Annotated in this window: 13 protein-coding genes and 1 pseudogene; all 14 read right to left on the bottom strand. The window is 43.1% G+C overall.

Annotation, left to right across the window (positions count from 1 at the left end; genetic code table 11):
* Positions 1 to 71: 71 nt before the first annotated feature.
* The 14 genes and pseudogenes from argJ to DXA07_RS02825 all read right to left on the bottom strand — a co-directional run bounded on the left by argJ (position 72) and on the right by DXA07_RS02825 (position 21281).
* Positions 72 to 1316, bottom strand: coding sequence for a bifunctional glutamate N-acetyltransferase/amino-acid acetyltransferase ArgJ (gene argJ / locus DXA07_RS02890; protein ID WP_044944736.1), 1245 nt, complete (start codon positions 1314 to 1316; stop codon positions 72 to 74).
* 116 nt (positions 1317 to 1432) lie between these two features.
* Positions 1433 to 3112: a glutamate--tRNA ligase gene (gltX, locus tag DXA07_RS02885; protein ID WP_118483305.1), complete on the bottom strand. Its 1680-nt coding sequence runs from the start codon at positions 3110 to 3112 to the stop codon at positions 1433 to 1435.
* Positions 3113 to 3303: 191 nt separating this feature from the next.
* Positions 3304 to 4278: an aldolase catalytic domain-containing protein gene (locus DXA07_RS02880; protein ID WP_021944785.1), complete on the bottom strand. Its 975-nt coding sequence runs from the start codon at positions 4276 to 4278 to the stop codon at positions 3304 to 3306.
* A gap of 447 nt (positions 4279 to 4725) precedes the next feature.
* Positions 4726 to 7278 carry a glycoside hydrolase family 3 N-terminal domain-containing protein gene (locus DXA07_RS02875; protein WP_118483303.1) on the bottom strand — a complete coding sequence of 851 codons (2553 nt, stop codon included), beginning with the start codon at positions 7276 to 7278 and terminating at the stop codon, positions 4726 to 4728.
* A 79-nt stretch (positions 7279 to 7357) separates the two neighbouring features.
* Positions 7358 to 8841 (bottom strand): annotated as a pseudogene (glpK, locus tag DXA07_RS02870) (glycerol kinase GlpK).
* A 387-nt stretch (positions 8842 to 9228) separates the two neighbouring features.
* A complete protein-coding gene (locus DXA07_RS02865) occupies positions 9229 to 11232 on the bottom strand; it encodes a hypothetical protein (protein ID WP_118483301.1) in 2004 nt (667 codons plus the stop codon).
* A 134-nt stretch (positions 11233 to 11366) separates the two neighbouring features.
* The gene (locus DXA07_RS02860; RefSeq protein WP_118483299.1) at positions 11367 to 11567 is read right to left on the bottom strand and encodes a hypothetical protein; all 201 of its coding nucleotides are present in this window, start codon (positions 11565 to 11567) and stop codon (positions 11367 to 11369) included.
* A gap of 269 nt (positions 11568 to 11836) precedes the next feature.
* Positions 11837 to 14539: a TetM/TetW/TetO/TetS family tetracycline resistance ribosomal protection protein gene (locus DXA07_RS02855; protein WP_243013863.1), complete on the bottom strand. Its 2703-nt coding sequence runs from the start codon at positions 14537 to 14539 to the stop codon at positions 11837 to 11839.
* 90 nt (positions 14540 to 14629) lie between these two features.
* Entirely contained in the window at positions 14630 to 15649 is a 1020-nt protein-coding gene (locus tag DXA07_RS02850; protein WP_117822217.1) for a lysylphosphatidylglycerol synthase transmembrane domain-containing protein, read from the bottom strand.
* Positions 15650 to 15683: 34 nt separating this feature from the next.
* Positions 15684 to 15899: a hypothetical protein gene (locus tag DXA07_RS02845; protein ID WP_117808279.1), complete on the bottom strand. Its 216-nt coding sequence runs from the start codon at positions 15897 to 15899 to the stop codon at positions 15684 to 15686.
* 11 nt (positions 15900 to 15910) lie between these two features.
* Positions 15911 to 16114, bottom strand: coding sequence for a hypothetical protein (locus DXA07_RS12985; protein ID WP_117822218.1), 204 nt, complete (start codon positions 16112 to 16114; stop codon positions 15911 to 15913).
* A 183-nt stretch (positions 16115 to 16297) separates the two neighbouring features.
* Complete coding sequence (gene cysK, locus DXA07_RS02835) at positions 16298 to 17227, bottom strand: cysteine synthase A (RefSeq protein ID WP_021944777.1); 930 nt, start codon at positions 17225 to 17227, stop codon at positions 16298 to 16300.
* 116 nt (positions 17228 to 17343) lie between these two features.
* On the bottom strand, positions 17344 to 18654 hold the full coding sequence (locus DXA07_RS02830) for an O-acetylhomoserine aminocarboxypropyltransferase/cysteine synthase family protein (protein ID WP_118483372.1): 1311 nt from the start codon (positions 18652 to 18654) through the stop codon (positions 17344 to 17346).
* Positions 18655 to 19142: 488 nt separating this feature from the next.
* On the bottom strand, positions 19143 to 21281 hold the full coding sequence (locus DXA07_RS02825) for an Ig-like domain-containing protein (protein ID WP_118483295.1): 2139 nt from the start codon (positions 21279 to 21281) through the stop codon (positions 19143 to 19145).
* Between the last annotated feature and the right edge of the window lie 117 nt (positions 21282 to 21398).

Raw genomic sequence — 21398 nt, 5'->3', positions numbered from 1 at the left:
CCTGCAAACTGCGAGCGGTTATTTTTAACCAATCATATCAAGGCTAACCGTCTATCGGTGGCACTCTTTATTTATGAACGATAATCACCGTTGATCTTAACGTAATCATAAGTCAGGTCACAGCCCCACGCCTTGGCGGATGCTTCGCCCTGATTCAGATTGACGTTGATATAGATATCATCCTCAGATAATACCTCAGAGGCTTTTTCCTCAGAAAATGGAATACCGGAACCGTTTCTGCATACCTCTACGATACCCTTCTCAGATTCAAGATCTACATCTACTTTATCGATATCGAAATCCGCTTCTGCATATCCGATCGCACAGAGAATACGTCCCCAGTTTGCGTCTTCACCAAACATCGCACATTTGGTCAGTGGGGAACGGATAATGCTCTTTGCAACGATGATCGCTGTATCCTGATCCGGCGCTCCAGATACTGTACATTCCAGCATCTTGCTTGCGCCCTCTCCATCACTTGCGAGCATCATCGTCATACACTCCATAACGATGTACAGTGCTTTCTTGAAAATTGCATAGTCGTCATTTTCTGTTACGATCTCTTCATTTCCTGCAAGTCCGTTTGCCATGACACTTAAAGTATCATTTGTCGATGTATCACCATCTATAGACAGACAATTATAGGTTACCTTTACGATCTCACTCAGAGCCTTCTGGATCATATCGGCTGAGATTGCAACATCCGTTGTGATAAAGTTCAGCGTGGTTGCCATATTCGGATGGATCATACCGCTTCCCTTTGCCATTCCACCAAGACGACAGGTCTTGCCACCAAGTGTGAATTCTACTGCAACCTGCTTATCAACTGTATCTGTCGTCATGATCGCATTTGCAGCCTTATCATTGCCATCGGCACTTAAACCGCCAGCAAGCTCTTTCATGTGCTCTTCAAATGGTTCGATCGGAATGATCTGACCAATCACACCGGTCGATGCATTGATGATCATATCTGCATCGATTCCCAGTGCATCTGCTGCCAGCTCACAGATCCGCTCTGCCTTTTCCACGCCATCCGCATTACAGGTATTTGCATTCTTTGAATTAACGACAACTGCCATGGCTTTGCCGCCTGTTGCCTTCAGATGCTCCTTAGTTACAAGGATTGGCGCACCTTTTACCTTGTTCTGTGTATATACAGCTGCTGCATTACATACTGTACTGCTGTAAACCATACCCAGATCGTTCTTATTCTTATCGGAATTCAGTCCGCAGTTTATACCATTTGCCACAAATCCCTTTGCCGCACAGACACCACCGTCTACATATGTGTATCCTTCGTATGTTTTCTTCTTCATAATTATCCGTAGCCAAATCCTGTCAACTTCCACGTTTCATTCCGCTGCTGCCGATCAGCGATTCGCCACTGCCTCCTTTTTAAGATATATAAAACTCTGCCTGTATTTCTATTATCTTACTTGCCGATCGCTGTCAGGAACTTGTCCAGTCTTCCGATCGTACGATCCTTGCCGATTACGTTCATGATCGTAGCAAGATCCGGTGAATTCTTCTTACCGGTTACTGCCACACGAACGATCGTGCAGACATCTGTGATCGATCCCTTATAAGCATCCGGATTCTTCTTATATTCCTTGACATTCGGGCAATAGCCAAGCTTATCACCCATTACCTTCATCTCGGCAAACCAGTTCTCTGCATCTAAGAACAGATCCTTCTTATATTCATTGATGATCTCTGCCATCTGATCTGCATTATACTTCTCGTCGATCTCGTAGGAAAGCTTCAGTTCATCCTCCGGCACATAGAGATAGCCGAACATCTCTGCCAGATCCGACCACTTACCAACATCCTTACGGACTTTATTTCCTGACATCTTCCAAAGGCTAATCGTCTTTAAGAAGCTCTCTTTATCATTTGTGCCAAATTCATACAGCTTCTCATCAAATTCTTTTGCCCATGCCATGATCTTCTCATAGCACTTTTCTTCTGAAAATGTGGAGATCATCTCTTTGCTGACATCATTTAACTTCACCATGTCAAATAATGCACCGGATGCCGGCATCTTCGCAAGTGACAATGTGAAATCATCGATCGTCTTATCAGGATTTGCTGCATGCCATTCCTCATAATTGGAATTGGCGATCGTCATCAGATATTCCAGTACACTCTCGGATGGATAGCCCTGCTCCTGATAGAAGCCAACGGCTGCCTCCGGGTCTTTTCTCTTACTAAGCTTTCTCTTATGCTGATGTTCATTTCCATCCTCATCCACGGATATTTCCATCTTCATAATTGGTGAAATATGTGCATACTCAGGAAGTTCAAATCCGCACAGTTCAAATAACTGCTTATGAAGCGGATAGGATGCAAGCCATTCATCACCACGGATGACCATATTTGTTCTCATGAAATGATCGTCTACTGCATGTGCAAAATGATAGGTTGGAATTCCGTCAGATTTTAACAGTACAACATCCATCATATTCTCAGGCATCTCGATCTTACCACGGATCGGGTCACTGTAAACAACCGTCTTTCCTGCTTCGCCCGGGCTCTTAAGTCTGACAACATAAGGTTCTCCGGCTGCTAGTTTCTCCTCGATCTGCTCGTATGTCAGATTTCTGCCAACTGCATACTCTCCATAATATCCGATATCTACCTTTGCAGCCTCCTGCTTTGCTCTTATCGCATCCAGTTCTTCCGCAGTTGTAAAATCAGGATATGCATATCCCTCCTGCATCAGCTTCTTAACGCAGATCTGATAGATCTCTTTTCTCTCGCTCTGCTTATATGGTGCATATGTGACAGGGCTTCCTTCAAATGGTCCCTCGTCAAATCCAAGATCAAACTTGTTTAAGGAATTGATGATCTCCTCCACGCCATTTTCAAGCTCTCTCTTTCTATCTGTATCTTCTATTCTAAGATAGAACACACCACCGCTCTGCTTTGCAAGTTTTCTTGATATCATAGCAGCATATAAACCACCGATATGCATATATCCGGTTGGGCTTGGCGCAAATCTCGTTACCTTCGCACCCTCCGGCAAGTCTCTCTTTGGAAATCTTGCTTCGAGATCGTCTACCGTTCCTGTTATATCCGGGAATATTAATTCTGCTAATTTGTTATAATCCATCTTATCTGCCACCTCTTATATCAAATCTATTTTTCGTTTCTTACCGCCTGACAGCACCTAATCGACTGTCAAAACACATATAGTAAAAAATACCACAAACCCCCGGCTTTGTACAGGTCTTTTCTCCCGTTTGCACTCAGGTGGACAAAAAAGACCCGGGATTTTTCCCGGATCTCTTTTCGACTTATTTCTTACTCACGATAAAGTAAGTAGCTGTACATGTCAGCGTATTCGTGTTTGCCCTGTTTGATGAAATCAATGGCATCTCTTGGATGCTGGTTCAGCATACCGGTCAGCATGTAAGGTACATCATAGCCCCATACAGCATCACCCTTTTCCTTTAACGGAACCATGTAACGCTCAATGAACTTCAGGATATGGTACAGATTGTACTTTGGATTACGAAGGAAGCCAAGCAGCAATTCCATCGCGCAATTTCCTGCACCTCGTCCCATAGAGCTTACCGTTCCATCTAACATGCTTGCTCCATGTCTCATTGCTTCAACAGTATTTGCATATGCCATCTTCATGTTGTCATGTGCATGAATACCAATCTTCTTACCGTATTTCTCTCCAACTGCCACATATTTCTGTGTCAGTCTCTGGATCTGCTCCGGGTATAAAGAGCCGTAGCTGTCTACAATGTAGATTCCGTCTACATTTGATTTGCCTAACATCTCAAGGGCGATATCGATCTCTGACTCCTGATCCTTTGAGATCGCCATAATGTTACAGGTCGTCTCATATCCCTTTGCATGTGCATCCTCTATCATCTCGATCGCAGCAGGCATGGTGTTGATGTATGTAGCCACACGTATCATGTCAATAACACTGTCTGCTCTGTCAATAATATCTGTCTTGTAATCGCATCTTCCGACATCCGCCATAACAGATATCTTCATCTCTGTATTATTCTCTCCGACTATACTGCGAATGGCTTCTTCGTCACAGAACTTCCACTTTCCGAACTTCTCTACATCGAACATCTCCTTGGAAGCCTTGTAGCCGAATTCCATATAATCAACACCAGCCTTCAAATTTGCTTCATAAAGTGCTTTTACAAATTCATCTGTAAAATAAAAATCGTTGACAAGTCCTCCATCTCGAATTGTAGCATCAAGCACCTGAATATCAGGTCTGTACGTGATCATATCTCCGCCTATCATCGCTGTTTCCTCCTAAATCTTTTTTATCACCTGATGAGCCGCTCAAACTCTCAGGGGTATCCAACGCTCTTTCTATTTATTTTCTCACTTTAACGCGTTGGCGTGAGTATAGTATAACAGCTTTTTGAAATAATGCAAGCACTTTTTTACTTCAACGCAATAAACTTTTTCACTTTAAAGTTCCGCGATGACTGTCCTATCATAGAAAAAGCTCCCGGACATCCCACCCCTGCTGCATACTGCCTATACGAAATAACATTGCGAGAATTTCGTTGTTCACTGCACATTGTCAGTAAATGCGGGCGCAGGTTCTCACCGAAGGTGAGTTTGCGCAGGAGCATTTACGAATCAGACATGTGCAATGAGCAGAAATCGCAGCAAGTTATTTCGTATAGGCAGTATGCAGCAGGGATGGAGTGCCCGGAAGCTTTTAATAATAATATATCATTACGCCCGCTTCAGGCTACCAACCCGAAGCTCGAATTCATCCAATGCTTCCTGCTCCGGATTCTCACATTTCAGATGAACCAGATTGATCAGTCTGGTATGTGGTTCATATTCGTATTTATTATCAATGTCCGCCGGATCAAGTCCCAGTCTGAACCACAGATGATTCATATGCGCTTTCGTCACAGAATTCTCATACAGCACCTTGATCGGTGTCTGCAGACTGTAGCTGTACTCTGTCTTCGCATCCAGATAAACAGGCATACTGCACACGATATTTCGGGAGCTGTTGCCGATCAGAATATTATAGACGCCTTCCTCTGCTACCCACTGATGCAGGTCACTGTCAAAGGATGCAAAATCCTCCTTCGTCAATGTAAATGTCACCTTTTCACGCTCACCATATGCCAGCCGGATCTTCTTAAAAGCTTTCAGTTCCTTTACAGGCTTTGATATCGTCGCATACGGATCACTGATATAAAGCTGAACAACTTCCATACCCTCTGAAAACTCTTCCGGTCCCTGATTGATCACATCCACAGCAATCCGAAGAGAATCCGTCAGCACCGGCATCTTCTTATTATCCACTTTGCCATCCGGATAAACCAGTTCCACCGGAACAGAATCTGCGATTGCACGCTCATTGCTGATCTCAAAATGACTATAGGATAAGCCATGTCCAAATGGATACAACGGCTCTACCATTTTCTTATCATAATATCTGTATCCGACGTAAATCCCTTCTCCATAATTGACCTGATATCCATCCCCGGGGAAATTCAGATACGTCGGTGTATCCTTATGCTTCTTCGGGAAGGTCAGCGGCAGCTTTCCGGATGGATTAACACGTCCGGTTAAAATATCTGCCATCGCATGTCCGCCCTCCATTCCCGGAAGGAACATACAGAAAATACCATCCAGCTCATGCTCCCAGAGTGCCAAATCAACCGGGCCGCTTACATTTAAGATCAATCCTAATTTGACCATAGGATTTTCCCGTTTCAGATCTAACATCTGATTCAAAATCTGTGCATCCTCCGCGGACAGCTTCATATTCTTCCGGTCATTTCCTTCCATGCCCGGTATTCTGGCAACGCAGATATAGGTGGAAATGCCTGCACGCTTCCCTGCTGCCGGTATTCCGATACTCACCTCGACACCATTCTGGATCAGCCCCTCGTAGATGCTGCTGTCCTTATCTGTCGTAATACCTGCACTTCCGGTACCACAGTCATATAAACGGATAGCTCCGCTTCCACATAGGACAACCCCGGACATTACCTCCTCGTCTGATACAGTTTCAAATACAGAATCATTGCCCGCCTTTCCTTTCGACCGGATCGGGAAGATTCCATTTTCATTTTTCAATAATACAATTCCCTCACAGGCTGCCTTATATGCTGCCTGCTTCGACATATCCATAATATACTGTGCTGACATATCATAGCATTCCGGTGAACCATAGGTGTCCATCAGCTCCAGCACTCTCGCCACATTCCGGTCAAGCTCCTCTTCTGTCAGTTCCCCGGCTTCTACTGCCTGAACAACCTTCTCCGGATCTGCTGTGATTCCCGGCATATTCAGATCATTGCCTGCCTTTAACGCTGCGATCGGATCATATACTGCCCCCCAGTCTGATACGACCATACCTTCAAAGCCCCAGTATTTACGCAGAATACCGTCTAACAGCCATTCATTTGCCGTACAGGCTGTTCCATTGATCTTATTATAGGCTGCCATAACTGTCGCAGGCTGCGCCTGCTCTACACAGGCACGGAAACCAGGAAAATAAATCTCCTGCAATGCCCGTTCTGATATCGTTTCATTAATTCCCTGACGGTTCTTCTCCTGATTATTGGCAGCAAAATGCTTGATATTTGCTGCAACACCTTCCTCCTGCACACCCTTTACATATTCCGGGGCAAGTTTTGCTACCAGACACGGATCCTCAGAAAATCCCTCAAACAGTCTTCCGCCCAGTGGATCTCTGTGGATATTGATATTCGGTGTTCCAAGAAGCATACTCACGCCATACGCTCTTGCTTCTCTTCCAAGTGCATGTCCTGTCTGATTGACAACATCGGGATTAAAGGTTGCTCCCAGCATCATGCCACACGGAAAGCATGCCGGGGACATAATATCAGCCGCCGCATCGCCTGCCATTTCAACAAATGCAAGCGTCGTATCATTATTGGTTGTATGCTTTATAAATTGTTCCTTCAGATATTCCCGGACTTTTTTCCAGACCTTTGTCTCCTTTTCTGTCAGCTTGTCCGGACGGAAATAATCAAATATAACATTTCTTTCTTCTGTTGCACTAAAATTCTTCATCAGCCATGCTTCTTCCTCATCGCGTGGATTTGTACGCCAGGAAAGGATCAGATCTGCGATCAACTGTTCATAATTGATCCCGGTTCCGCCATCCAGCATACGGATCGCAGGCACCCCATATCTGGAAGCATCTGCTGTGCAGAAATTACTTGCACCGCATACCATGTCAGCCTTTTCTTCTATTGTCATTTGTTCCAGTATTTTCTTGATCTTATCTGTCATATTTTTATCTCCTGCTATTTGCAGCTATTTTCTATTCATCTGAAAACAGCTTACAAATTCTATCTACTAAATTCTGATTTTATAAAAGCACCCGCTTTACTGCGGTTTCCCAGCCGGAAAGCAGCATCCTCCGCATCTCTTCATCAATCTGCGGCTCAAATATCCGCTCCACCTGCCAGTTCTGCTTTATCTCTTCTATACTGTCATAATATCCAACAGCCAGTCCTGCCAGATATGCCGCACCAAGTGCTGTCGTTTCTGTTACGACCGGACGCACAATTTCCCCTGCTAACAGGTCAGCCTGAAACTGCATCAGGAAATTATTTGCACTCGCACCGCCATCTACACGCAGCCGTTTCAGCTCCATGCCGGAATCATTCTCCATTGCCTTTAACACATCATAGGTTTCATATGCCAGTGATTCCACGGTCGCCCGGACAATATGTTCCCTTGTGGTGCCTCTGGTCAGTCCCAGGATCGGCACCTCCTGGCATATGCATCCCAATATGGTGCGCCAAGTCCTGTAAATGCCGGAACCACATAGACACCATTGCTGTCCTTAACGGATAATGCTATTCTCTCTGTATCACCGGCTTTCTCGATCAGCTTCATTTCATCGCGCAGCCATTTGATCGCCGCTCCTGCAACAAATACGCTGCCCTCCAGTGCATACTGTACCTTGCCGTTCAGTCCGATCGCTATCGTAGTAAGCAGTCCATGTTCGGAATAAACAGCCCTGTCTCCCGTATTCATCAACAGGAAACAGCCGGTACCATATGTGTTCTTCGTATCTCCCGGTTCAAAACAGCACTGTCCAAATAAAGCTGCCTGCTGATCTCCGGCAACACCTGCAACCGGTATCGAACCGCCGAATAACCGTTCATCCGTGTATCCATAGATCTCACTGGAATTATGCACCTCCGGCAGCATACTTTCCGGTATCCGGAATTTCTCCAGCAATTCCTTATCCCACTCTAATGTGTGAATATTAAACAGCATCGTTCTGGATGCATTTGTATAATCCGTTGCATGAACCCTGCCGCCGGTAAGCTTATAGATCAGCCAGGTATCCACTGTACCGAAATACAGCTTGCCCTGCTCTGCCATCTCTCTTGCTCCGTCAACATGATCGAGGATCCACTCGATCTTCGTAGCGGAAAAATACGGATCTGCGATTAGTCCGGTCTTTTGCCGGATCACAGTATCATACCCTTCTGCCTTTAATGCATCGATCCGGTCAGCGGTTCTTCTGCACTGCCATACAATAGCCGGATAAATCGGTTCTCCTGTTTCTTTATTCCAGACAATCGTTGTCTCTCTCTGATTCGTAATTCCGATCGCTGCAATCTCTTCTACTGGAATACCAAGTGTCTCTCTTGCTTCCATCATTACGCTCATCTGAGATGCCCATATTTCCTTCGGATCCTGCTCTACCCAGCCATTTTCCGGAAAATACTGTGTAAATTCCTTCTGTGATACAGCAGCCATCTCTCCATTTTTTCCAAATAAAATTGCTCTTGAACTGGTCGTACCCTGATCCAGCGCCATTATGTATTTCTGCATTGTATATCCTCTTTATAAATAACAATTTTTCAGGCTGATCTAACTTCTGCCTGTCTTATGCTGCGTTTTCCTCGTTACCATAACAAATGAACAAAATACGGAGGCAGGTTTTGGTACAAGACTTCCCTGCCCCCGTATTTTATTGTGTTAACTGTTATATTATAATAAACAATTTCATATTGTGACTATATTTTGTGTTTTATACATTTAGCTTTTTTTATTCCAACATCTGGCTTGCTGGATCTGTTGGAAGCATATTACTTGAAGTTGTAATAATATCCTCTGCCTCAAATTCTACGATCTCCATAACTGGGGATTCATACTGTTTTTTCATTTTTTAAACCCTCCTTATATTTTCAATATCTTTATATTAATATCTTATCGTTCTTAATTCGCAAGCCAGTAGTTTAATGCGGAATTACCGTATTCCATGATATCCTGCAGTAATGCAACCAGCTTTGTATTGCTGTTGTTTCTCATATTATAGGCATAAGCAGATATACCATAGGTCATACGTGCTGACGCTTCACCATTTACCTGAACTGTAAATGTATAAGTTTCATCCATCTTTGTCGGAAGGATCTCATATGTAACACCATAATATTTGTTTGTGCCATATGGCTTTAGATTCTGACCTGCTATAACATCTGAAACTCCTGTTCCGTTGACATTGATCGTAATATCAGCAATATTCCCTTCATATTCAGATGTATCAATGATCACTGCAATACCAACACGGTTCTCAAGCACCAATGTTCGTCCACTGATCTTTACAACACCGGAATTTGTAACTGAGCTTCCGGAATTCGTAAATCCTGTTAATGAATGCTTTGCACTCGCATAGGTCTGATAATCATCAAAATCTGCATTTGCCAGATCTGAAGTGTTATATCCAAAATAGGTCTGAGCGGATGCACCATAGTTTACCAGATCAACCAACAGTGTCTTTAATACTTTACTTGTGCCATCCATTGCGATCAGCCGTTTTGCATAATCAGCAACACTGGTTGTATAAGCCTTGCTGTAGCAATTTGTCATTCCACCATCACTGGTACCTTCAAGCGTTGCTGTTATATCTTTCGTCATTTCCTTTGCTGCAATTCCTGTAAACTCTCCATACAGATATGTCTTGCCATTTACAGTCTTTGTAAGTTCTTTTGACAAGCCCGATGCTCCCTGTACTGTTCCGGATGCATCCCGGTACACAATTGTCGCATTCTGATAACGTTCCAGAACAGCCGGATCTACCAGATATACCAGAGAAATATCACTATCCAGTGTGATCGATACCTGTTTTATATTCAACAGTGAATCCACATAACCTTCTGTCAATGGATACAGCTCCAGATCCTCAGAACCAACAACTGAATTCTTATCATATATTCTTCCCTTGCTGTCTACCCATGCAATATAGGAAGGATCTGCTGCCTCCGGATATACGAGTTTTGCGCCCTCCTCCATGAAGTTTGAACCGCCGCTGATCACATTATTGTCTGTATCATAAAATGTTACTTTTCTTGTAACCTTGGTTTCTGAACTGAATGTCAGTGAACCATTGTCTGTTTCTACAAAAGATTTCCATTCGGATGTATGGTATTCTTTCTTCTCAGCATCTGTCAAAGAAGCTGCATATCCATTCAATTTGTAAGAAGCATTACCGGCTGCGATCTCTGACGACTCCATGAATGCACAATCGGTAACATTGCCTGCTACAGCTATCAGATTCATCGGTTCCATAGCAGTATTTGCAATACAGTTTGCAACTTTATTACCGTTACCATTTCCTCTGAAAATACCTGTTGTAGTACCTGTTGAACCATCTGTTAATGAAAACTTACCATTTGCAAAGCAGTTAACTATCGTTCCTGAAGTCGATGCCTCTCCTGCAAAAGCACTACAGGTTGTAAAAGCAACCGCAGTCATTGAACCTGAATAGATACAGTTTGCAATCAGACCATTATTAATTCCAACAAATCCACCCGTATATACAATTGCACCAGTGCCCTTGATCGTTCCCTTAAATACACTGTTAATAATTTGGGAACCATTTGCCTGATAAACATAACCACCAGACGGTGCCTGTCCATTCAACTGAATGTCCGCAGCAACCACACAATCCTTAACCGTACTTCCTGTAAGCATACATGCCAGACCACCGATCAATGCACCATCACTTACGATTGAACAACTGCTATCAATCGTACATCCGCTGATCTCGGTCTTCTCAGCCAGACCGCATAAAATACCACTGCCCGAACTCGATTCTCCGGAAAGTACTACATTGCTCATCTTCAGATTCTTGATCGTTGCTCCCTGTGTCTTTCCAAATAAACCAAACGGAGCTTCAGGACTATATTCTGCAGCCGTTATACTTGCCGTAAGTCCTGACACTGTATGTCCCGCCCCGTCAAATACTCCCGTATATGGATTAGCAGCACTACCGATTGGTGTCCATGTGGTTCCTGCCGGTATCGTAATATCCGCTGTCAGCTTTACACTTGCATATGACTCTGCCGTACCTGCATTTACCGCTTTTGCAAAGCTGCAAACTGTTCATATGTACTGATCTCCACTGCCGTACTCTCAGTCGCTGCATCTACAACAAATGCCCCAGCCTGTCCCCCTGCATACGGAAGTCCTGCCGGATTCATTGAGAAAACAGTAGCTGCTGCCGCAACGCAGGCAACGGTTCTCTTCATCTGTCTTACAAATAATTTATTTCCCATACTTCCTCCTCCATATCTCATCTGAATTCGTACGCTCATACTATTCACTTTAGCAGATTTTGTTATTAACTTCAAGGAATATATGGTTTTCTTTGGTTATTTTTTCCAAATTTATTTAAACATTCCAAATATTTTTATCTATATAATATAATTTTGTGAAAAGAATACTCACTTTTACATTCTATTTTTAACAAATTTCATACATATAGCTGTTTTGGAATCGATTCCCTCTAATATCTTTTCAGGATCATACCAGAAACATGTCCGTTTTATTTGAGATAATCATTTCTCAAAATCTGGTTCACACGTTCTACTTCTTCCCGAAGCCCACTGGAGGACATCCGAAGTGCGCCCTGCCCCATGATGATCAACTGTTCCAGTCCATCTGATGAGGCAACCGTCACCTTATATTTTCTGCCAAGCTCATGTGTCGTCTTTTCTATATACATATCAGCAGTCTCTGCTTCCTTCGTATAGACCACATGGATATTTCCATGCTTTGTGATGCTGCCCGGATTCTGCTTCACCTTATAAGCATCAAATACAAGGATCAATTCACAGCCGACATACCCCTGATAATTCGACATAATATCGATCAGCTTATCTCTGGCACTGTCAATGTTCACCGCCGCCAGTGCTTTCAGATCATCCCATGCAAATATCACGTTATACCCATCAACTAACAGATATTCTTTCTCGCCCTTTTGCTTCCTGTATGCCCCAGGTCTGGCAATTCCGGTATCCGCCGTCTTTGATCCGGCAGACAGTGTCTGCGCACCGGTAGTTTTGCTTTTACCATGTTCTGCCGCCTTTTTCACATACCAGTCCGCTTCCGATACACTCTTATTATGCCGATTGAAACCTGCTTTATTATAAGCTGCATTTTCCCGGCTGTTTGAACCATAGGTGCGGACAAATATATCCTCTAACTCTTTCTCATCATACACCGGAGCACCTGCGTCCTGCCGCTCGCGCGCCATCCGTTTTCGGTTATCCTCGTCTGCCTCAGTAGGCTCTGACGTTATATTCCGCAGGACATCTTCCATTCCTGCAAGTGCAAATCCCGGATCTTCTTTTACATGCATCATATCATACACATCGTACCAGTCCACGATATATCCGGCTCCATGTGCACAGAATACCGATGATGCCGGATTTGCCATATCAAGCTCCGGATCATAGGTACTTGCCGCCAGCACTTCATCTTCATTGTGGCATGGCTCATATCCCTGCAAGGTACAGGATAACTTACCCTGTCCTCTGGTATATGCCGTTACATCCTGCTGGTACTCCTGCATCGTAGCAACCGGTGCAGTTCCTGTCAGGATACTCATTTCACCCTCGATCTCCGGCTGTGCGAATCGTCCATGCATCCGTGTGATATCGTTCATTGCCCGACCGGTCATCTCTGTAGGGATCTCCAGTCGGAACGCATACACGGGTTCTAACAGCCTGCATTCTCCCATCATAAGCCCCTGCCTTACTGCACGATATGTCGCCTGACGGAAATCACCGCCCTCTGTGTGCTTCTGATGTGCCCGTCCTGCGGTCACTGTGATCTTCATATCCGTGATCGGTGCGCCTGTCAGCACGCCTCGGTATTCCTTTTCTTCCAGATGTGTCAGGATCAGTCTCTGCCAGTTCTTATCGAGTACATCCTCACTGCATATCGTATCAAACTGCATGCCACTTCCCGGCTCCAACGGTTCCATCAGCAAATGCACTTCGGCATAGTGACGAAGCGGCTCAAAATGTCCGACTCCCATTACCGGTTCTGCAAGTGTCTCTTTATATATGATCCTTCCCATACCAAATGATATGAGATAGCCAAATCTGTCTTTTACGATCTGCGTCAGCACCTGAAGCTGCACCTGTCCCATAACCTTCACAAAGATCTCTCCGGTCTCCTGTGCAAACTCCACATGTAACTCAGGTTCTTCTTCCTCTAACTGCCTGATATCCCGGAGCACGACAACTGCATCCTTGTCCTCCGGATAGCTGACTTTATAAGATAACACAGGTTCCAGTCCGGCAAATACATTTTCCTGTTCACATCCAACGCCCTGACCTGCGGATGTCTCACCAAGCCCGGTGACCGCACATACCGTTCCGGCAGAAGCCTCCTCTACCGGCTCGTAACGCGCACCGGAATAAATCCGTATCTGGTTGACTTTTCCTTCGGTTCCCTCGATCTGCTCTCTGCACTTTAAGCTTCCTCCGGTCACCTTCATATAGGTAAGACGTTCCCCTTTTGCATCTCTCGATATCTTGAAGATCCGTCCGCCAAATTCTGCATTATATGCAGGCATCACCATATAGGTATTCATCGCATCCAACAATTCCTGCACACCGGAGAGTTTGAGTGCCGATCCCCAGAAACAAGGAAATATCTTTCTGTCAAGAATTGCTTCGATGATATCCTCTACCTCAACCATACCACTATCCAGATAGGTATCTAACAGTCTCTCGTCTGCCATCGCGATCTGTTCATCTCTGTCCCCGGATGAGAAATCAACGCAATCCCCATCCAGCTTTTTTCGTATATTTTGGAAAACAGCATCTTTATCTGCCCCATCCATGTCCATCTTATTTACAAATATAAATGTCGGGATCTCGTACCGCTTCAACAGCTTCCATAATGTATCGGTATGGCTCTGTACCCCGTCCACACCATTAATGACAAGAATCGCATAGTCAAGCACCTGTAAGGTTCGTTCCATTTCCGCCGAGAAATCAACATGCCCCGGCGTATCAAGCAGTGTAATCTCCATGCCATCATATGTAAATACCGCCTGCTTGGAAAATATCGTGATCCCACGCTCCCGCTCCTGTGCATCCGTATCCAGGTAAGCATCCTTATGATCCACCCGTCCAAGCTTACGGATCTTGCCTGCCGTATATAACATGGCTTCCGATAATGTAGTTTTTCCCGAATCAACATGGGCAAGAATACCCACCACCAACTTTTTCATATCTGTATTTACCCTGTTTCTGTCCATCATATATCATATCGAGCATATAGCTGATGGATATTTTTCCATCCATCCCACATTTCATACGGGTCAGACTTCCTTCTTCTTATTCTTTCTCTGTTTTATAACTGCAAACTTCGCTGCATAGGCCGCGCCCAGTGCACATGGAAATACAAATGTTGCAAAACGGTATAGCAGTGCCATAGCTCCTGCTTTCGCACTTCCCACGATCGCACCAAACATTGCGATCATTACAAACTCACTGGAACCGATTCCTGCAGGCGTAGGAATAACTGCCGCCAGCATGACTGATACCGTCGTGATCGCCAGTGCCACATCCGGCGAAAATGCACCGCTCTTGTACAGTACAATATACGGAATCATAAACCAGCAGGAAAATTTACAAATGTTGATCAGCAGAACGCCAAGCAGCAGCTTCCAATGGCGCAGCAATTCCTTTGATTCCGTTTCCATGATATCACACTGTTCTTTGATTTTATCAAACTTTTCTGTAAATCGTCCTCTGTAATTCACCAGATTCATCAGCTTCTTTAAGATCTGATGGAACCATCCGGCACATACAAACAACAGTAAACATATCGTAATAATAACTGTAGCCACAAATCCAATTCCAATATATGCTTCATATTCCGCAAAGGTTTCATTCATATAATGGAAATGCAGCAGATACAGGATCACCGCCATGATTCCGATGCCTAATTTGTGCACTGCATATTCAATCATATACATACCAAATGCTTCTGATGTCTTCACTCCATACTCATTCAGGTAAACCAGAGCCGACACACCCGCTCCGCTTCCAAGCGTCGCCGTTCTGTAAAATGACACAAAATATGTCATTCCAAACGCCTGTCTGAATGTAAACGTCGGATTATACTGTCTGGCAAATAACATCGTGATCGTACTCTCAAACACACCATACAGCAATGTCGCCACAAGGATCAGCACGACGATCCAAGGGCTTGTCTTCACAAGCTGCTTTGCGATCGGTCCTGCCATATCCCGGAACACATATACGATCAAGCCGAGAAGCACCAGCACAAATGCCCATTTTATAATACTTTTCTGTGTTTCTGTTAATTTCTTCATACTCAACTTATTACTCCGTATCTTTTATCTATTGTTACTCAACTTCCATATATGCAGCATCCTCAAAAAAATCATTTTGCTCCGAAACGAATCTTACGACATCAGAAGATTTTAAATTTGGAGTATTTTTAATATAATCAACTAATAATTTTTGTCTTGTTGGTTTTTTCGCTGCATAATTTATCATTGCTGAAACAAAATCATAATAAGAATCATCAATAGCATTTAATAAAGCTGTTAATTCCTCCATATTCATCCTCCTTACATCTCAATACGCATATAAATATTGTATTCATTATAGCCATGGTTCTCAAAATAATACCAATATGGTCTGTTATCAATTCCATATGATGCATGAACTGCAAAAGGTTTATTTTTATATTTACTGTAATTCGTATTTATTTCACTATAAATCTTCGCATATTCAATATGGTTTAAAACAAAAGCATTGTAAATAAATTTCATATTTCCTCTTTTCTGCTTTATTCTAAACCGTTACTTTCCGCACAATTACACTATACCATATCCACACGCTCACCGACAACAACAAACACGCCCCACCACATTGCTGTATGGTGAAGCGTGTCTGTTTTGAGATAAATGATTATTTTGAAAAGATATTATATTCACATGTAAATCTTATTGGTTTTATCCAAAGAGCGGAGTTGAGTAATATCTGTCACCACTGTCCGGAAGGAGAACTACGATTGTCTTTCCTGCATTTTCAGGACGCTTTGCAAGTTCCTTTGCTGCTACGAAAGCTGCACCGGATGAGATACCAACGAGAATACCTTCTATACTTGCGATCTCTTTGCCGCCTTCAAATGCTGCATCATTGTCGATTGTGATGATCTCATCGTAAATTTTTGTATTTAATGTATCCGGTACAAATCCTGCACCGATACCCTGAATCTTATGTGCTCCTGCAGTTCCCTTTGAAAGAACCGGTGATGTAGCCGGCTCTACTGCTACAACCTTAACATCCGGATTCTGCTGCTTCAGATATTCACCGACACCTGTTACAGTTCCGCCTGTACCAACACCTGCTACAAAGATATCAACCTTTCCGTCTGTATCATTCCAAATCTCCGGTCCTGTTGTCTTTCTGTGTGCTTCCGGATTTGCAGGGTTTACGAACTGACCTGCAACGAAGCTGTCAGGGATCTCCTTAGAAAGCTCCTCAGCCTTTGCGATCGCACCCTTCATACCCTTTGCACCTTCAGTCAGAACGATCTCTGCGCCGTATGCTTTGATGATATTTCTTCTTTCAACGCTCATGGTCTCCGGCATAACGATGATTGCCTTATACCCCTTTGCTGTAGCGATAGATGCAAGACCGATACCTGTATTTCCGGATGTAGGCTCAATGATCGTAGCGCCCGGCTTTAATGTTCCCTTTCTCTCAGCATCTTCGATCATCTCTTTTGCGATTCTGTCTTTTACGCTTCCTGCCGGATTAAAATACTCTAACTTTGCAAGGATCTTTGCATTTAAGCCTTCCTTTTTCTCAATGTGATTGAACTCTACTAATGGTGTATTTCCGATTAACTCTGTTGCATCTTTATAAATTTTACTCATAACTTTAATCTCCTATTCTGATTCTATTTTTTCGTTTTGCAGGTGACCGATGATCTTCGATCACCCATATTTTTTTATTATTTTTATGTTCAATTATCTACTGTTTTTATTATTGATTATTCTGCGATTGCCTTAAATGCTTCATCCAGATCTTCGATAATATCGTCGATGTTCTCTGTTCCGATGGACAGACGAATTGTATTCGGCTTGATACCCTGATCTAATAGCTCAGCCTCGTTGCACTCTGAATGAGTGGTTGATGCCGGATGGATAGCAAGGGATTTTACATCTGCAACATTTGCAAGGAGTGAGAATAACTCAAGCTGATCGATAAATGCCTGTGCCTCTTTTGCTCCGCCCTTGATCTCAAATGTAAAGATTGATCCGCCGCCATTTGGGAAATATTTCTTATATAATGCCTGCTGTTCAGGATCCTCTGAGATGGATGGATGATTTACCTTCTCAACCAGTGGCTGATTTTTCAGATACTGTACAACCTTAAGTGCATTTTCAACATGACGTTCTACACGTAAGGATAATGTCTCAAGTCCCTGAAGGAAGATGAATGAATGTACCGGTGAGATAGTTGCGCCCATATCTCTTAACAGGATCGCTCTGATGTAAGTAACAAATGCAGCAGGTGCTGTATCCTTTGCAAAGCTTACTCCATGGTAAGATACGTTCGGCTCTGTTAACCATGGGTATTTGTCACTGGATGTCCAGTCGAAGTTACCACTGTCGATGATGACACCACCGATCGTTGTTCCGTGTCCACCGATGAACTTGGTAGCGGAATGTACAACAATATCTGCGCCGTACTCGATCGGGCGAACGAGATAAGGTGTTGCAAATGTATTATCTACGATCAATGGAATATTATGTGCATGTGCGATCTTTGCGATTCTCTCGATATCTACAACCTCTGAGTTAGGATTTCCGAGTGTCTCGATCTCGATACCGGTTGTATTGTCCTGAATAGCAGCTTCAATTGCATCATAGTCAAATGGATCAACGAATGTTGTCTCGATTCCAAAATCCGGAAGTGTATGTGCAAGAAGGTTATATGTTCCACCGTAGATGTTCTTTGCTGCTACGATGTGGTCACCCTTATGTGCAACTGCCTGAAGTGCATATGTCAGAGCTGCTGCTCCCGAACCAACTGCAAGTGCTGCTACGCCACCCTCTAATGCTGCGATTCTCTTTTCGAAAATGTCTTCTGTAGGATTTGTAAGTCTTCCGTAAATGTTACCTGCATCTCTGAGACCAAATCTGTCTGCCGCATGCTGGCTGTTATGGAATACATATGATGATGTAAGATAGATCGGAACTGCTCTTGCATCTGTTACAGGATCCGGTGTTTCCTGTCCTACGTGTAACTGTAATGTTTCAAATTTTAAATTTCTTTCGCTGTATGATTTCTTTGCCATAATTTTTAATCTCCTGTTCTTTTCTCCCAGCTGATGTACGTATCCGTTTCTTCTATCATTATGTACTGCCGTTTTATTATCTGTCATTTTATTCTGTATTCGTTATTTGCTCCCTATGCCGGAGCTTATCATTTCGTCATTCATGGATATTCTTATCCGGACTTACTCTAGCGACAACATCTGTAAATTCCGCCTGCTGATAACGTTTGTCTGGTAGTACACATTCGATTGTCTTCATTCAAATATTGTGGTTGATAATACTTGTTCAACATACCTTTTACCTCGTTTCCGCTTATTCCTATCAACAAACTATGATTTATCTTATGCATGTATATTACACCTCTATTCCTACTTTGTCAATAGGATAATAGAAATATTTTTCAGAAAATAGAAAAAATGCTAAACCACAGGTTTTATCCCGTGGCTCAGCATCCTTTATTTTAATTTATCGGTTTATATTTATTTGTTACATCTAACTGCTTTAGGCATTATTTAATTTTGATCTTAATAGTAGCTTTCTTACCGCTTCCATCTGTTGCAGTTGCTATGATCTTTACAGTCTTCCCTTTTCCTGCTTTCCTGGTAGTAACAACGCCCTTGGAATTTACAGTTGCATACTTCTTGTTACTGCTCTTATATGTCAGCTTTTTGTTTACATCCTTTCCAGGAGTGACAGTTGCTTTTATTGTTACCTTTTTACCGGCAGTTACTTTTGTTTTTGATGCTTTTAAGGTAATTTTCTTAACAGCTTTCTTCATGATCTTTATACGATAGGTTGCTTTCTTTCCGCTTCCATCCTTTGCGGTTGCTGTTATCGTTACCTTCTTGCCTATTCCTGCTTTCTTTACAGTTACAACACCCTTGGAATTTACAGTTGCATATTTCTTATTGCTGCTCTTCCATTTTACTGTACGATTTGCTGCAGTCTTTGGAGTTACGGTTACTTTCAGCTTAATCTTCTTACCTGCTGCAATCTGCTTGGACATTCCTGTGATCTTGATCTTCTTCACCTTGATTTTAGTCCATTTTGCTGTCAGAGTCAGATTTTTCTTAACCGGAGTATCAAACTTATATGCAGTTTTTCCTGTATACCAGCCTGCAAATTTATAACCTTTTCTTGTTGGATTTTTCGGCTTACTTACTAACTTACCTTCTACTACCTTCTGCGCCTTAACTGCACTTCCACCTGCTGCTTTAAATGTTACTGTATATGTCTTTATCTGTGGGGTAACCGGGGTATTATTATCTTTATTGTTGTCTTTACCGTTGTCTTTCTCTTTCAGACCTGCAACAGCATCCTCAATAGATTTTGCCATTGCATCTACTATCTTCTGCTCATACTTGCTCTTTTTACGGTCAACAGCATTAATGGCAGCCTTTACATCTTCATAATTAGAATACAGTGTTCCATCTATCTTGTCCGCTTTTGCAATAGCCGCATCAACTGCTGTATAATCTGCCGGAATATTTCTGTCATCCCATGCAAATGTAGGATGATCGATTCCTGCTACCCATTCAATGCCTGCTCCCTGCTTTGCCTGAAGTCCGGAAAGCACATCCGCAGATGTGAAATCTGACACAGCGGTTCCATCCTGCTCTTTAAGAAGCGTTGCCTGATACCGGTCATCTGCCGGCCAGTAATTGTTTTCTGCCGTACCAAGACTAAGTCCACTATAGACAACCCAGCAGGTATTGCCACCTTCATCTGCAGCAAGGTCTGCAGAAGTTACCATACAATTAGTAACACTTGCATTGTCTGAATATCCAACCATTCCACCAACTGTTGCCTGTACAGAATTAACATTGATTTTTCCAGAAAACCAACAATCTTCGACTGTAAGGCTTCCGTCTAGCATTCCTCCTGCAATACCACCCAGACAGTCAAAATACGTCATTACATCTTCTTCTTTATAACAAGTTCCCTTATAATTTCCTGTAATAGTTGCAGTTGAATAACATCCTGTAAGAGTACTATTTCTCAAGGTACATCCTGCAATGCCTCCAACATAATGCTCCAGATATGCACCACCCGAAATAGAACCGGATGTCCAGCAATTTGTAATTTTGGAATTACAAAGCCAGTCTACTAATATACCTTTTCCATATGTAGATGCATCATTGAGATCAACTATAATATCAGCATTTTCAATACCAAGATTCTTGACCTCACCATCATAGACATTTCCAAATAAGCCCTGTCTATAACAATTTTCCTCATCATCCCCCACATTCGTTTTTGGCATCAGCGAATCACGGGAATACAAATTAGAAATTACATGTCCCTGTCCGTCAAATATACCACAAAAACTATATGCTGCCTGACTTCCACCTTTACCTTTGCCAATGGATATCCATTCACGTTTATCCAGATCAAGATCATTATCCAAATAAACAGTCTTTCCCTCAAAGGTTATAGTACCTGTGTTAATAAGCTGCGCAAGTCCGGCAAGCTGTTCTGCCGTCGTTATATGGTACTCACTCTCTGTCTCATGACCCGTGTACCAGCTTGTATCTGCTGTACCATCCCATATGTCTGTTGTTTGTCCCTCTGCTGCCAGTGCTGTTATTGAACCAAATGCCATAACAAAGCACAACACTAACAGAAGGCTTAGAAATTTTTTCTTCATTCCTTATTCCTCCATATCGTTTTTATATTATCCGCTTATGCTTCCCTACGGCAGCGGACACACCGAGAAAAGAATGGATTGAATCCGGTCGAAGACCTTGACCGGTTGGATGTGAAA

It is taken from the genome of Clostridium sp. AM54-37XD (assembly GCF_003478225.1).
In the GTDB taxonomy this organism is placed as follows: Bacteria; Bacillota; Clostridia; order Lachnospirales; family Lachnospiraceae; genus Coprococcus; species Coprococcus ammoniilyticus.
The sequence above is the reverse complement of the archived record's forward strand: the minus strand, read 5'-3'. Positions and strand labels throughout refer to the sequence as shown.

Bases quoted from the DNA above. Each gene is read 5' to 3' on its own strand.
- gltX (WP_118483305.1), bottom strand. From the start codon at position 3,112: ATGGATTATAACAAATTAGCAGAATTAATATTCCCGGATATAACAGGA.
- DXA07_RS02875 (WP_118483303.1), bottom strand. From the start codon at position 7,278: ATGACAGATAAGATCAAGAAAATACTGGAACAAATGACAATAGAAGAA.
- cysK (WP_021944777.1), bottom strand. From the start codon at position 17,227: ATGAGTAAAATTTATAAAGATGCAACAGAGTTAATCGGAAATACACCA.
- DXA07_RS02860 (WP_118483299.1), bottom strand. From the start codon at position 11,567: ATGGGAAATAAATTATTTGTAAGACAGATGAAGAGAACCGTTGCCTGC.
- DXA07_RS02825 (WP_118483295.1), bottom strand. From the start codon at position 21,281: ATGAAGAAAAAATTTCTAAGCCTTCTGTTAGTGTTGTGCTTTGTTATG.
- DXA07_RS02845 (WP_117808279.1), bottom strand. From the start codon at position 15,899: ATGGAGGAATTAACAGCTTTATTAAATGCTATTGATGATTCTTATTAT.
- DXA07_RS02855 (WP_243013863.1), bottom strand. From the start codon at position 14,539: ATGAAAAAGTTGGTGGTGGGTATTCTTGCCCATGTTGATTCGGGAAAA.
- DXA07_RS02880 (WP_021944785.1), bottom strand. From the start codon at position 4,278: ATGATAGGCGGAGATATGATCACGTACAGACCTGATATTCAGGTGCTT.
- DXA07_RS12985 (WP_117822218.1), bottom strand. From the start codon at position 16,114: ATGAAATTTATTTACAATGCTTTTGTTTTAAACCATATTGAATATGCG.
- DXA07_RS02850 (WP_117822217.1), bottom strand. From the start codon at position 15,649: ATGAAGAAATTAACAGAAACACAGAAAAGTATTATAAAATGGGCATTT.
- DXA07_RS02830 (WP_118483372.1), bottom strand. From the start codon at position 18,654: ATGGCAAAGAAATCATACAGCGAAAGAAATTTAAAATTTGAAACATTA.
- argJ (WP_044944736.1), bottom strand. From the start codon at position 1,316: ATGAAGAAGAAAACATACGAAGGATACACATATGTAGACGGTGGTGTC.